The following is a 12596-nucleotide window of genomic DNA, read 5'->3' on the forward strand; positions in this document are numbered from 1 at the left end:
CTGCCGCTGCCCCATGCCGTAGCGTACGTCAACCAGGAGAAATCCCCAATGAAAAGGTTTAGCTTGATTATCGCTCTACTATTGTTTGCTTCGGGATGCTCAAGCCTAAGCTATGACATTGCACATCAAAACATAAGCGACCAAATGATATGTGTTGAAAAGGGCATATGGAACCGGGATATCAGGGGCGGTGGTTGTATAGGGGCCTTTACCGAAGAGATGCTATTTCCCGTGCAACGATTAAATGGGGGGCGTCGCGAAAGTCTTCCTGATTCAGTTGGTGTTGTCTGGACCAATGCTGAGGATGATGTGTTAGAGGAGCATATCCCCCTTAATAAGGAAAAGCTGCCGAAACTGCGGCGAGGAGAACGGCTTGAATTCGTTATATCTTTGACGCAGGAGCGTATTCATCAGTTGGAGGTTTTAGTTACTTCTGGAGATAATGTTAGGCAGAAGAAAAGAAAATCCATGCTGTATTGCGCCGATGGGGAAGGCATGTGTGAGTTCCTTACTCCTTTTACGACAGATTCCTATTATGACCCGGATACATTGACAGATCCTCAGAAAGAGAAGCTAGAAAGGCAGCGAGAAGTAGGGGAAAAACTTAGAGAGGGTTAAGAGAGGATTTGGAGGAGATCAGGAGCAGGAATGGAGAATCCCGTAGTAAAAGCAACTAACTCCCGAATTCAGCTATTAACTGCCACACCTGCTCATAGCTCGTTGCAATTGCTCTTTAAAAATCAAATAAGCCGGGCTCGCAGTGCCTGCTGCTTTAGCGCCAGTTTAGAGCTTGGCATTGCCGCTACCAAAACTAACAGCAGCAAGGGACTGACCAGTTCGGTAGGGTTCACAATCAGCGGTAACACTATTAATGCGGTTACCGCGGAGACGGAAAAAGCGGTCACATATTAGTTCAGGCTAGTACGCTGGACGCCAGTCGGAACCTGAATATCGCCACTGGTCAGTTCGATGTGCCGGCCAGTATTGTAAACCTGATATTGTATACCGGAATGCCGACGGCCAAGTTGGGTTTATTGAAGTTAAAACCGGCAAGGTAGGGTTGAGCAAGAAGCAAGCTGCTATATTCCAGCGGGTTGGAGAGAGTGATTATCGTATTCCTCCGGACAGGGTGCTGAGTCCTCAGGCCGCTGCAGCGATAGGTGCTAGATATCAACCGGGTCTGACAGTGGCAGATGCGGGTTACCCGAATGGTATTCCGGTGGTGATACAACGAGAAGCAGGCGTAGGAGGTTAAAGTGATGAAGAAAGCCGAATTAATAAAGTATTTTAAAAGTCGCTACCCGGCAGTCAATGAGGGTGGAGGGGACTGGCGTTTTACTCTTAAAGACGATGATGCAGGTTACTGTATTTTTTACGCTAAGTTAAGAGGTGTACCTAGTAATCAGATAATTGGTGTAGCTCCGGCTATGGGTCCACGCTGGTTTGAGTGTCTAACGAATGATATTTATCAAAATAATGGCGGTTCTTATTTATTTACTACTGGGGACGGCAATATTTTTATTGAAACAGGAGGAGAAGTCACCGAAACGCATCTAGCGGAAATTACCCAAATGGCGCTGGATTGGTTTAATAAGTGCTGTACTGAAGAGGTTATTGCGCCGGAGTTAAAGCGTAAATACGAGATTTATAATCGCCCGGGCGGTTGGCAGTTTACTCATATTATCGCCTGTGTTCTTAAAGGCGACGTCGAGAAGCTGCAAAGCTACTTAGACGCGTTCAAGCGTGGCGACCGAATGGAATTCATTCCTATCATTCAGCAAGAATACTTCGAGCGAGCAATTCCGTTGGCAGAAAAGTACCGTTCAGGTGAGTTGGTGTCTCCGGTAGACTTTTAATTACTGAATACAGAATCTTTTAACCTGAATTCAACTATTACCTAGCTGATGGCCAGCAAGGCATAGACTAGACGTTCGCCGCCGCGCGGCAAGGGCGAGGGGATGATGGATGATCTCGGGACCCCCAGAGCTAGTTCGTCAAACCTTTACCGGGATGGAGCGGAATATTCTTTGGAACCGAGGATGGACTTTTGACGGCGAGTTTTGTCGACAGCCGGTAAGTGATTGATTTTTAAATTAAGAGTTGATTCTGATGATACATGGGCAGCAATTTGTAAATCTTGTTAAACGCTACTTTTATTTTCTTGTAGATGATTATGGCTTTTCATTGATATCTGAAAAGCAAGTTAACGATACGGGAAGCGTGCGCTATCAGTCGAGCGATGTGTATGTGAATTTATCCGTTGATCAGCCGGGTTTTGAACTCAACTTCGTTTTCGGGCGCATCGGAATAGACGATCAGGCTAATTCGTACAGCTTTGAACAAGGCGACCTTATATTATTAGAGTGCTGCCATTCATGGGTTTGGCATCAAGGTCCAGAGAGTGGTGTTGAACTTATGATTAAAGAGTTTGCGAGGCTTTTAAAAAATTGCGGGGACGCTTGTCTGCGGGGGGATTCAGCCGTTTATTCTGAAATGCGAACACGCCGAGACGAATGGGTTGGACGAAGGTTGAAAGAACAGTGTAACAGTTCGTTGAGAAAGGATGCTGAAAAAGCTTGGCAGAACAAAGACTACCAGACAGCTGTTAAGATCTACCGACAATTGTCTGACAGTCTTACTGACGTGGAAAAGAAAAAATTCGTTATCTCCGAAAAATTCTAATATTCCTTCATATGTACCCATGCCGCTGCCCAATGCCATAGCGCAAATCAACCAGGAGGAAATCCCCAATGAAAAGGTTTAGCTTGATTATCGCTCTACTATTGTTTGCTTCGGGATGCTCAAGCCTAAGCTATGACATTGCACATCAAAACATAAGCGACCAAATGATATGTGTTGAAAAAGGCATATGGACCCGGGATACCTGGGGCGGTGGTTGTATAGGCGCCTTTACCGAAGAGATGCTGTTTCCCGTGCAAAGAGTGAACGGAGATCGCCGCGAAAGCCTACCTGATTCAATTGGTGTTGTCTGGACGAATGCTGAGGAGGATGTGTTAGAGGAGCATATCCCCCTTAACAAGGAAAGTCTGCCAAAACTGCGGCGAGGCGAAAGCTATAAGTTTGTTGTATCTTTGACGCAGGAGCGTATTCAACAATTGGAAGTAATAGTTATCCCTACCGGTAATGTTAGACAGAAAAAAAGGAAATCCATGTTGTATTGCGCCAATGGTGAAGGCATGTGTGAATTCCTTACTCCTTTTACGACAGACTCCTACTACGACCCGGATACATTGACAGTTCCCCAGAAAGAGAAGCTAGAAAGGCAGCGAGAAGTAGGGAAAAAACTTAGAGAGGGTTAAGAGAGGATTTGGAGGAAGTACCTGGTACTACTCAAAGACCTGGGATGAAATCCCGAAGGACGAGAATGAAGTTAAGTGATTTTATCTGGCCTGAGAAGTGGATTCCTTTCAATCTTCGGAAGCGGGGCAGATAGTTAGAACACTCTTTTCTTTGATGGCGCTGGTTGTATTTTTTCTCGTTCAATTTTTTGGTGACTGGTAAATAGCCTCTAAGAAGATGCAGCGCCTTTTGAAGACTGATCACTGCAACACTTATGCGAGAGGGGGGACTGTCAATGTGCTGATTATTGAGTCACCTTACTCCTTGAATTGCATAAGTTTATTCCAAAAATATGACGAGAAAAGTGATGTGATTAAGGCCCGAATTAAATTACAATGCTGATTGGTAAGCATGGCCAAGAAGCATGCGCACGTACAGTCGGATTTGCACCACGGCTTTAGTTTGGCTGCGAAGATCGAATTGCGTTCTAAAAAAACAAAAAAGGAAAGAATAGTGAAACGTTATAATATTTTTCTGGTGATTTTTTTATCATTCCTGTTAGGGGGATGTTCAATGATGAATGTATACAGGAATGCATATGAGGCACCAGATAGAGAAGGAAAGGAAACATGGGCGTTAGTTTCAGCTGAGGAAGGACCGGTAGGTAGAATTTTAATTAGTCCACGGCCTAGAGATAATAAATTTAAAGCAGCAGTATCGGCGAATAACATGCAAGCTCGGAGCCAAATCCTACTTGAACCAGGGGTCAGAGATATAAACGTTTACGCGTTTAACGGTGGGGGAAATGCAATTTTTTCCGTAAGTGACATTGCTGTAGAAGAAAATGAAGAATACGTTGTGCGATACAATGTTGACGGTAATAGAATTACTGCATGGGTTGAAAACGCTGACGGAGAAAAAGTTAGCGAGTAAAACTGGTTGTAATGAAAAGGTAAATTTGCCGCATATTAGACTTTAAGCCAATAGCGAAATCCGCGCGAAGCACGCAAACTTAGTAGTCAACGCCAGGATGAAGGAAGGAGAGCGCTGACGTGCAGTGTACTTTGGCATTTGATGTCTACGGGACTTTATTTGATCCTCAGGGGATCGAGCGGGCAGTGGCTGCGTTTGCGCCGGAGCGGGCGACCGAGGTAGCGGCGATGTGGCGGCATAAGCAGCTTGAGTACGCGTTTCGCCGTGGCTTAATGCAGAGGTTTAAAGACTTTTCGGTGTGTACGCGGGATGCGCTTCGCTATTGCAACGAGCTATATGGGTTAAAACTGACCGACACCGATGAAGCGGTGTTGATGGAAGCCTACAACCTGCTGCCGTTATTCGACGACGTGCAGCAGGCGTTGCAGATGCTTGGCAAGCAGCATCGTATTTATGCGTTCTCTAATGGTTGCAAGCCGATGGTGGAGTCGCTGCTGGAAAACGCTGGTATTGCCAACGAGTTTAATGGCGTGGTGTCGGTAAGCGATGTGAAGTCGTTTAAGCCGGATCCTAAGGTCTATACGCACTTTCTGCGTGAAGCGAACAGCCACCCCGAACAGACCTGGCTGGTGTCGGCCAATGGTTTCGACATTATTGGTGCGGGGTCGGTGGGCATGCGCACGGCCTGGGTAAAACGTGATCCGGCCGCAGCATTTGACCCTTGGGGGGCACAACCCGAACTGGTGGTTGAGTCGCTGATCCGGTTGCCAAACCAGCTGCCTGTGCGATAATCGTGGCCAGTAATTAAGCTTCTTCCACTTAATAGAGAATTATCGTGAAACCAGGCTTCCTCCAGAAACTAGTCTTTTTTGCGCTGCTTATTGTGGCGCTTGTCTTTGGCGTCTTCGTAGCGAGCGCATTTTTGATCCTTGGGTTGCTGTTGGTGCCTGTTTTTCTGCTCCGTGTTTACCTCCAGCGTAAGGCCTTTCAAAAGGCCTGGCAGAAGCAAAAAAGACAGGCTAACAGCGCTGGTGCGGCTGACTTTAGCTCATCGGAGCAGCGCGGAAAGACCCGTGGTACAGTAATTGAGGGCGAAATCGTCGATAACGATAAAAATTCTCCTTAAGCCCCCTCTGTTGTTCCCGATACATAGATAAAGAAACCTAATAAAGGGATTAGGTTTGCTATGTTAAAGAGGAACAACCATGCCAAAACTGCTAACCAGCATCGTAGTAATTTTGCTGGCCGCTCTGAGTATTGAGCGAGCTCACGCACAAACATCTGAAGATGTAGATATAGAAATTTATGGACGGGCCCATTTGTCACTGGATCAACTCGGTGATGGCGAGAGTTCCGGCCTGAATGTGTCCAGTAACCTCAGTCACCTGGGTTTTCGCGGTGACTACGATATTAATCAGGACTATGAAGTATTTTTCCAGATTGAGCAGTTGATCCGTTACGGTCAGCGCGGCTCAGAACTGGCTTCGCGCGACAGCTTCGCAGGCATTCGCAGTGACATGGGGTCGGTTCGTATTGGCTACTTTGAGCCTCCGGGAACCACCCTGCGCTCGCGTGTTGACATGTTCAACAGCCGTATTGGTGATGCCCGTAATATTGCCAGTGGCAACAATATGGCGTTCGATGTCCGTTTCCGTAACGGCATTCACTACACCAGCCCAACCCTGCAGGGGTTTACCTTTGACCTGCAGTACACCCCCCATGATGACACCGGACCGACGGTCAGCAATGACCAGGAAGGGCTTAGTGCCCGGGTAACCTACACCACAGACGCGCTCTATCTGGGCCTCGCTTATCAGGAGTACGAAGAGTTTGCGCTGACCCCGCAGGCATGGCGTCTGGGCATGGAATATAGCTTCAGTTCGAGCTGGATGATGACGGGTTACTATCAGCGTGCTGAGCAGCTCGAAGGCGGGCCCCGTGATGTTTACGGTGTTGGTCTGGCCTATCTGTTTGGCGACTATGCACTGCGTTCGCAGTGGTATACCTCCTCGGCCAACAACGACCCCAACACCGGGGCCAGTATGTGGGTGGTGGGGCTGGATAGACGCTTTACCCGTCGTTTTTCCGGTTACCTGGTGTATGGCTTAACCGATAACGAACCGGCCGCTGACTTCAGCGTCTCCGCAGGCGGCCGCGACACCGGCCTTACCCCCCTTCTTGGGGAAACAGCAACCGCGCTGTCCTTAGGTATGATTTTTAATTTCTAACTTCTGGTAACGACTTAACCCTAAGTAGCTGGTAGCTATTGGAGAGACTCATGAAAAAATTCTGGAATAATTTAGGTTTTGGGGGCCGCCTGTCAGCGATGATTATCGCGCTGGTGTTGTTCTCGGTGGTGATTGTTGCTGCGATGGTATACAACGAATACCGCAGTACCTCAAACGAAGCAGCGTTGAACCGTTTGCAGGGCACCAGTGAAGGCGGCGCTCAGTCGTTTATGGACTGGTTGCTGGCACGTCAGGACGAACTGCGCCTGTACGCTAGCCTGGATGCCTTTGTTGAGCAGGATGAAGCACAGATGGAAAACCTGCTGGTCAGGCTTGCCGAAGAACACGGTTACTGGGACACGATTTACTTTGTCGATACCAGGGGCGTCGGTCAGTTTGCTGTAAGTTATGATGGCAACGCTGAGGTGCTCTCGCAGCAGCAGGCAAATCAGTTTGTGGTGGCAGACAGAGACTGGTTCCGCAGTGCGATTCGCGGCAATGAAGTGTTCTCTGAGCCACTGGTGTCCAGAGCCTCGGGTAATCGGGTCAGTACGGTGGTGATCCCGGTCTATCGTGATCGTGAGATAATCGGCGTGCTGCGCGGCGCTGTGATGCTGGATACGGTCACTGACCGGGTCCAACAGTTGCCGGTCAGTGACGATGCCGAGGTATTCTTATTGGCGGCCGACGGTACTGCAATTACCCGTAGTAATTCGATTCGTAATCTTGATGATGCCATCGATACCCAGGCCTCCGGCGCGATTCGCAGCAGCCAGGACGGCGTAGGTATATACCCCAATGCGCAAGGCACTATGGTGGTGGGTGCGTACAACTACATTGACCTGTTGGGCTGGGGGCTGGTGGTTGAGGAACCGCAAAGCGTTGCCCTGGCTGCGGTCAGCCGGATGTTCTGGTTACTGGTGGTGGTGGTGAGCATTATTGTTGTGATAGCGGCAGCTATCTGTATCGCGATTGCGCGCAATGTGCTCAGCGTGATCGGCGGCGAACCCAGTTACGCGTCTGCAGCGGTTTCTAAAGTGGCCGAAGGCGACTTAAGCACGCCTATTACTCTGAAGGCAGGCGACGATAGTAGCATTCTGGCGTCAATATCTGCGATGCAGCAGCGCTTGCGTGAGGTGATCAGCGATATCAGCAGCTACTCAGAGCAGGTGGCTTCGGCTTCGACCCAGTTAAGTCAGGTCAGTGACGCGACCCAGCGCGGTATTACCGAGCAGAACGCGCAACTGAGTAATGCGGCGACGGCGATTAACGAAATGAGCTCAACCGCGGAAGAAGTTGCCCGTAATTCGCAGGATGCTGCGGATGCAGCGCAAGCGGCGAACACGGAGGCTGACAAAGGCCAGAACGTGGTGGGTGAAACTGTGGAAACGGTGCACATGCTGTCGAAGGATATCGCCCATAGCAGTGATGTGGTGGGTCACCTGAAAGAAGACAGTGACAAAATTGGTAAAGTGCTGGATGTCATTGGCCAGATTGCCGAGCAAACCAACCTGTTGGCGTTGAATGCGGCGATCGAAGCGGCCCGGGCTGGCGAAAGTGGGCGTGGCTTTAGTGTGGTAGCGGATGAAGTTCGCACGCTGGCGTCGCGCACTCAGGCCTCAACACAGGAAATTCAGCAAATCATCAGCACCCTGCAAAACCGTGCGGACAGCGCTGTCCAGGCAATGAAGGGCAGTTCTGAAGCGGTTGATCAGGCGGTTCATAAAGTCAGTTCAGCAGGTGAGTCGTTAAGCAATATCACCATGGCTGCGAATAAAATTAATGAGATGATCCAACAGATAGCCAGTGCTGCCGAAGAGCAGACCATGGCCACCCGCGAGATCAATCAGAGTATTCATTCGGTGAGTGATATCGCTGAACAGGCGAGCGGACATGTCAAAGAGTCGGTTGAGTCGAGCGAGTCACTGGCTCGACTGGCCGAACACCTGCAGGACATGGTCAAGCGCTTCCGGCTGTAAATTGCGGTAACACTTACTAGCAAAAAGACCAGCAAAAAAGATCAGACAGCGACCTATTCGGTCGCTGTCTGCATTTGTGGGGCAACAAAACCACTGCCACTGGCTTCGAGTATGCGGGCCAGCTCCAATAGTTGATAGTCGCTGTAGTTGGGCCCAATCAGGCTGATACCCAGCGGTAACTCATTCTCAAACCCGGCACGCAGGGTCACTGAGGGGTATCCGGATACCGCCCCAGCGGTAGAAGTACCAAAGTTAAAACCATCGCCGTTTTCGTGGTCAATCGGCCAGGCTGGGCCATAGCTTGGGATAACAATAGCGTCTGCGCCATGCTGCTCGAGTAAGTTGTCAAGAAACTCACTGGCGAGTTGTCGCCCTGTCTGCAACGCTTGCAGATAGCTGTCTTCACTTGCTTCAAGATCAATGGCGCTGGCCTGTTCAAAGTATTCCTGGCCGAAATGAACTAGCACGCGATCAGCATGTGTATTGTTGTAAGCGATCACAGCATCGATAGTTGCCGCTTGCAACGGTGCATCGTAGTCACTTAACCACTGATTGAGGTCACGCTTAAATTCGTACAGCAAAACCTCTAGTTCGGCGTCGCCAAGTCCGTCCGGGAGCTGCCACTGGTCAGTACTGACCACGTCAATGCCGACTTGCTCTAATTGCAGCTCGACACGTTCGGTCATCGCTTCCACACCCACAAATTGCTCATCGTAGGCACGTACTAACAGGACTTTCTTCGTATCCCCTTGTTGCTGTTCCATTTGCTCGCGTGCCACGGGCGTTAGCATGGCATTTAGCAGCAGGCGGGCGTCGTCCACATACCGCGCCATTGGGCCGGCGATATCCTGCGCCGAGGCTATCGGAATAATACCGTCGCCGGATACACTGCCGCGGGTCGATTTAACGCCGACCACTCCATTTATCGAGGCCGGGCACATAATCGAGCCATCGGTTTCCGTGCCAACGGAGAGTAAGCTAAAGTCAGCAGCAACGGCGACAGCGGAGCCGGAGCTGGACCCACAAGGGGTGTGAGTTGGCAGGTACGGGTTACGCGCCTGGCCACCAAGCCCTGACCAACCGCTGGACGAACTAAAACCACGGAAATTTGCCCATTCAGAGAGATTGGCTTTACCCAGTACGATCAATCCTTGTTGGCGTAACTGGGCGACCACCTCGGCGTCACTTGCGGTGTAATGATCCTGCAGGACTTCAGCTCCGGCGGTGGTTGGCAAACGGTCAGCGGTGGCGATATTCGCTTTTAATACCACTGGCATACCGTGCAGCGGTGAACGCAGGGTGCCGTTAGCCCGTTCCTGATCCAGCTGACGGGCAATTTGTAGTGCGTCCGGGTTTAGGTCAATGATGGCTCTGAGCTGCATACCCGTTTCGTTATTCGCGGCAATTTGTGCCTGGTAATAACGGACCAGTTCCTCGCTGCTGAGCTGATTGCTGCTATACAGTTGCTGGATCTGCGCCACTGAGGCGAAGGCCAGTTGTTCTTTTACTGTTGGTTCTGTTGAGGCACAGGCAATTAATGAGGTGGCCGCTAACAGCGCGAAAAATTGCAGATAACACCGACGTAAGACGGTCATGCGAAGCTCCTGAATTGAATAACGTTCATTACCATGCCTTAAACAGACCTGAGCAGACAAGAAAAAACGGTTAAAAAGGAAGCGTGGCTGTGGATAACTTATTCATGTCATCAAAACGGTCATCAAAACAACACAGGACTGACACGGCATGGTCAAATAAACGCAATAAAAATGTCAAATTGTCATTTTAGTGTCACAAAGTGTAACTATAGTATCTCTCCAGCAACCCCTTACTCGAACTTTGCTGGAGACAACACTGTGAAACTTAACCCTATTTTTGCTGCATGTGCAGTAACACTTGGCCTTGCGAGCGCAATGCCAGCGCAGGCGACTGACATTGAAGTGTATGGGCGTGCTCATATCAGTACCGACATACTAGGCGATGGCAGCGACTATGGTCTCAACGTTTCAAGTAACTCGAGCCGTTTAGGTTTTCGGGCGAAACATCAGGTCGCTCCTGGTCTCGAAGCCTTTGTTCAACTGGAACAAAACGTTCGCTTTGATCAGCGTGGCGGTGACTTCGCGACTCGTGACTCCTTCGCCGGCTTGCGCGGCAGTTGGGGACAGATGCGCTGGGGCTCATTTGATACCCCAGGTAAAATATTACGCGCTGATGCGGATGTCTTTAATGACCGCTTGGGTGACTTGCGCAACGTTGCCCAGGGGCCGGGAATGAACTATGACCAGACCACTGGCCTTAATAGTGACCCAAACTATGATCAGCGTTTCCGTAACAGCCTGCATTACCGCAGCCCTTCATTCAATAATATTACCTTTGACCTGCAGTATTCTCCGCACAATCAGACAGATGCGACAACCGAGAACGACTTTGAGGCAATCAGTGTGGCGCTGAACTATGAAGCCAATGGGTTGTGGCTGGCCGGCTCGTACGAGATGACCGAAGGTGCTGAGCTTGACCCGAGCGCGATGCGGCTGGCGGCAAGTTACTGGTTCACGGAGCAGTGGCAGGGGATAACCTTTTACCAGAAAAGCTCTGACATGCTGTTTGGTGACCGCGACGTGTTCGGTGGTGGGTTCAAATACCTGTTTGGTGACTACGGGCTAATGGGCCAAGCCTACCAGGCTAGTGGTAATGACCTTGACGACACCTCAGCGACATTGGTTGCCCTGGGTCTCGACTATTATATGCATGAAGACTTCACTCTATACGCAATTTTAGGTCTGACGGACAACGACGACCAGGCGAATTTCCTCGTATCTGGTGGTGGCCGGGACGTCAAATTAACCCCTGCGGTGGGTAACCAGGCGACCGGTTTGTCACTCGGGTTTATTTACAATTTCTAACCGACGAATTGTCATATTGCTGCAACATTGGTGCGGCATTATGACAGCAATCTTACTTGCTAGACCCTAAGGGGATGTACTTATGAACATGAAACGATTTGCGACACTGGCTTGCGCCACAGCGGCTTCGCTGGCAGTTTTTTCTGCTTCAGCACAACAACGTGATGTGATTCAGATTGCTGGTTCTTCGACTGTATTACCATTCAGCTCGATTGCAGCGGAAGAGTTCGGTAACAACTTCACCCGCTATCGCACGCCGGTGGTTGGCTCTGGTGGTTCTGGTGGTGGTTTACGTCAGTTTTGCCAGGGTGTTGGCGCGAATACCATTGATATCGCCAACTCGTCGCGGGCAATTCGCCCTAACGAACTGGAAAATTGTAAATCGAACGGTGTTGAAGAAGTCATCGAAGTGAAAATCGGCTATGACGGCATCGTATTCGCTTCCCGCGCTGGCGGTGGCCGTTTTGAGCTGGAACCAGAGCATGTCTTTCTGGCCCAGGCACGACGTGTTCCGCAAGACGGCGAAATGGTGATGAACCCTTATTCCAGCTGGGCTGAAATCGATTCGTCGCTGCCTGATCAGGAAATCGTATTGGCTATCCCAGGTTCCAACCATGGTACCCGCGAAGTCTATGAAGAGAAGGTAATTCTGGAGGGCTGTAAGAAGTTCGAGCAAATTCAGGCGTTAGACTCATCAGCGCAGAATGATGCCTGTCTTGCCATGCGCACCGACGGCCGCGTGGTTGAAATTGCCGGTGATTACACTGAGACTCTGGCGCGCCTGGAATCCAACCGCAATACCGTGGGTGTCTTTGGCCTTAGCTTTTACGAAAGCAACCGTGACCGCCTGCAAGTTGCCACGGTGTCAGGAGTGACTCCAAGCATTGATAATATCATTGCTGGTGACTACCCGGTTTCGCGTCCTTTATATTTCTATATCAAAGGCGCGCACATTGGCGTAATCCCGGGCTTGCAAGAGTTTGCTCAGTTCTTTGTCAGCGACATGACCTCAGGCTTTGGCAGCATTCTTGAGTCGGCTGGGTTGATCCCACTGTCAGACGAAGAGCGCGACCAGGTACTCCAGACCATTCGTGAGAAAGAGTCTCTGTAACAAGAGCTTATAGACCATTCAAAGGCCACCAGTCAGTGTGGCCTTTTTTAATTTGAACGAGTGAAAGCATGCATCTTTGTCATATTGCTGTCACATTTGTGTCTTAGACTCGTCATCATGATGTCATAACCCTTGTTGCCAGTTA

At 49.9% G+C, this 12596-nt stretch carries 13 protein-coding genes; 12 read left to right on the forward strand and 1 reads right to left on the reverse strand.

What is annotated here, in order from left to right:
• Nucleotides 1-48 precede the first annotated feature (48 nt).
• From CWE14_RS11670 to CWE14_RS11715, 10 genes are all read left to right on the forward strand, one after another.
• On the forward strand, nt 49-618 hold the full coding sequence (locus CWE14_RS11670; protein WP_126799535.1) for a hypothetical protein: 570 nt from the start codon (nt 49-51) through the stop codon (nt 616-618).
• Between the two features lie 442 nt (nt 619-1060).
• Complete coding sequence (locus CWE14_RS11675; protein WP_126799536.1) at nt 1061-1255, forward strand: hypothetical protein; 195 nt, start codon at nt 1061-1063, stop codon at nt 1253-1255.
• A 4-nt stretch (nt 1256-1259) separates the two neighbouring features.
• On the forward strand, nt 1260-1856 hold the full coding sequence (locus tag CWE14_RS11680; RefSeq protein ID WP_126799537.1) for a DUF6990 domain-containing protein: 597 nt from the start codon (nt 1260-1262) through the stop codon (nt 1854-1856).
• Nucleotides 1857-2109: 253 nt separating this feature from the next.
• Nucleotides 2110-2682, forward strand: coding sequence for a hypothetical protein (locus CWE14_RS11685; RefSeq protein WP_126799538.1), 573 nt, complete (start codon nt 2110-2112; stop codon nt 2680-2682).
• Between the two features lie 68 nt (nt 2683-2750).
• Nucleotides 2751-3320 carry a hypothetical protein gene (locus CWE14_RS11690; protein ID WP_126799539.1) on the forward strand — a complete coding sequence of 190 codons (570 nt, stop codon included), beginning with the start codon at nt 2751-2753 and terminating at the stop codon, nt 3318-3320.
• A 493-nt stretch (nt 3321-3813) separates the two neighbouring features.
• Nucleotides 3814-4233, forward strand: coding sequence for a hypothetical protein (locus CWE14_RS11695; RefSeq protein ID WP_126799540.1), 420 nt, complete (start codon nt 3814-3816; stop codon nt 4231-4233).
• 119 nt (nt 4234-4352) lie between these two features.
• Nucleotides 4353-5024 (forward strand): haloacid dehalogenase type II, encoded by a 672-nt coding sequence (locus CWE14_RS11700; RefSeq protein ID WP_126799541.1) that lies wholly within the window; start codon nt 4353-4355, stop codon nt 5022-5024.
• Nucleotides 5025-5068: 44 nt separating this feature from the next.
• Nucleotides 5069-5359 carry a hypothetical protein gene (locus CWE14_RS11705; protein ID WP_126799542.1) on the forward strand — a complete coding sequence of 97 codons (291 nt, stop codon included), beginning with the start codon at nt 5069-5071 and terminating at the stop codon, nt 5357-5359.
• A gap of 79 nt (nt 5360-5438) precedes the next feature.
• Nucleotides 5439-6461 carry a porin gene (locus CWE14_RS11710; RefSeq protein ID WP_126799543.1) on the forward strand — a complete coding sequence of 341 codons (1023 nt, stop codon included), beginning with the start codon at nt 5439-5441 and terminating at the stop codon, nt 6459-6461.
• Between the two features lie 50 nt (nt 6462-6511).
• Nucleotides 6512-8440 carry a methyl-accepting chemotaxis protein gene (locus tag CWE14_RS11715; RefSeq protein ID WP_126799544.1) on the forward strand — a complete coding sequence of 643 codons (1929 nt, stop codon included), beginning with the start codon at nt 6512-6514 and terminating at the stop codon, nt 8438-8440.
• A 53-nt stretch (nt 8441-8493) separates the two neighbouring features.
• Here the strand turns inward: CWE14_RS11715 and CWE14_RS11720 are convergent, their stop codons facing one another.
• The gene (locus tag CWE14_RS11720; protein WP_126799545.1) at nt 8494-10035 is read right to left on the reverse strand and encodes an amidase family protein; all 1542 of its coding nucleotides are present in this window, start codon (nt 10033-10035) and stop codon (nt 8494-8496) included.
• A gap of 258 nt (nt 10036-10293) precedes the next feature.
• On the opposite strand from CWE14_RS11720, the gene CWE14_RS11725 reads away from it, so the two are divergent.
• Complete coding sequence (locus CWE14_RS11725) at nt 10294-11340, forward strand: porin (RefSeq protein ID WP_157981819.1); 1047 nt, start codon at nt 10294-10296, stop codon at nt 11338-11340.
• Between the two features lie 82 nt (nt 11341-11422).
• Entirely contained in the window at nt 11423-12451 is a 1029-nt protein-coding gene (locus CWE14_RS11730) for a substrate-binding domain-containing protein (RefSeq protein ID WP_126799547.1), read from the forward strand.
• Nucleotides 12452-12596: the final 145 nt, after the last annotated feature.

The sequence above is a fragment of the Aliidiomarina soli genome (genome assembly GCF_003986975.1).
Classification (GTDB): domain Bacteria; phylum Pseudomonadota; class Gammaproteobacteria; order Enterobacterales; family Alteromonadaceae; genus Aliidiomarina; species Aliidiomarina soli.

Bases quoted from the DNA above. Each gene is read 5' to 3' on its own strand.
- CWE14_RS11730 (WP_126799547.1), top strand. From the start codon at position 11,423: ATGAACATGAAACGATTTGCGACACTGGCTTGCGCCACAGCGGCTTCG.
- CWE14_RS11715 (WP_126799544.1), top strand. From the start codon at position 6,512: ATGAAAAAATTCTGGAATAATTTAGGTTTTGGGGGCCGCCTGTCAGCG.
- CWE14_RS11690 (WP_126799539.1), top strand. From the start codon at position 2,751: ATGAAAAGGTTTAGCTTGATTATCGCTCTACTATTGTTTGCTTCGGGA.
- CWE14_RS11710 (WP_126799543.1), top strand. From the start codon at position 5,439: ATGCCAAAACTGCTAACCAGCATCGTAGTAATTTTGCTGGCCGCTCTG.
- CWE14_RS11680 (WP_126799537.1), top strand. From the start codon at position 1,260: ATGAAGAAAGCCGAATTAATAAAGTATTTTAAAAGTCGCTACCCGGCA.
- CWE14_RS11670 (WP_126799535.1), top strand. From the start codon at position 49: ATGAAAAGGTTTAGCTTGATTATCGCTCTACTATTGTTTGCTTCGGGA.
- CWE14_RS11685 (WP_126799538.1), top strand. From the start codon at position 2,110: ATGATACATGGGCAGCAATTTGTAAATCTTGTTAAACGCTACTTTTAT.
- CWE14_RS11720 (WP_126799545.1), bottom strand. From the start codon at position 10,035: ATGACCGTCTTACGTCGGTGTTATCTGCAATTTTTCGCGCTGTTAGCG.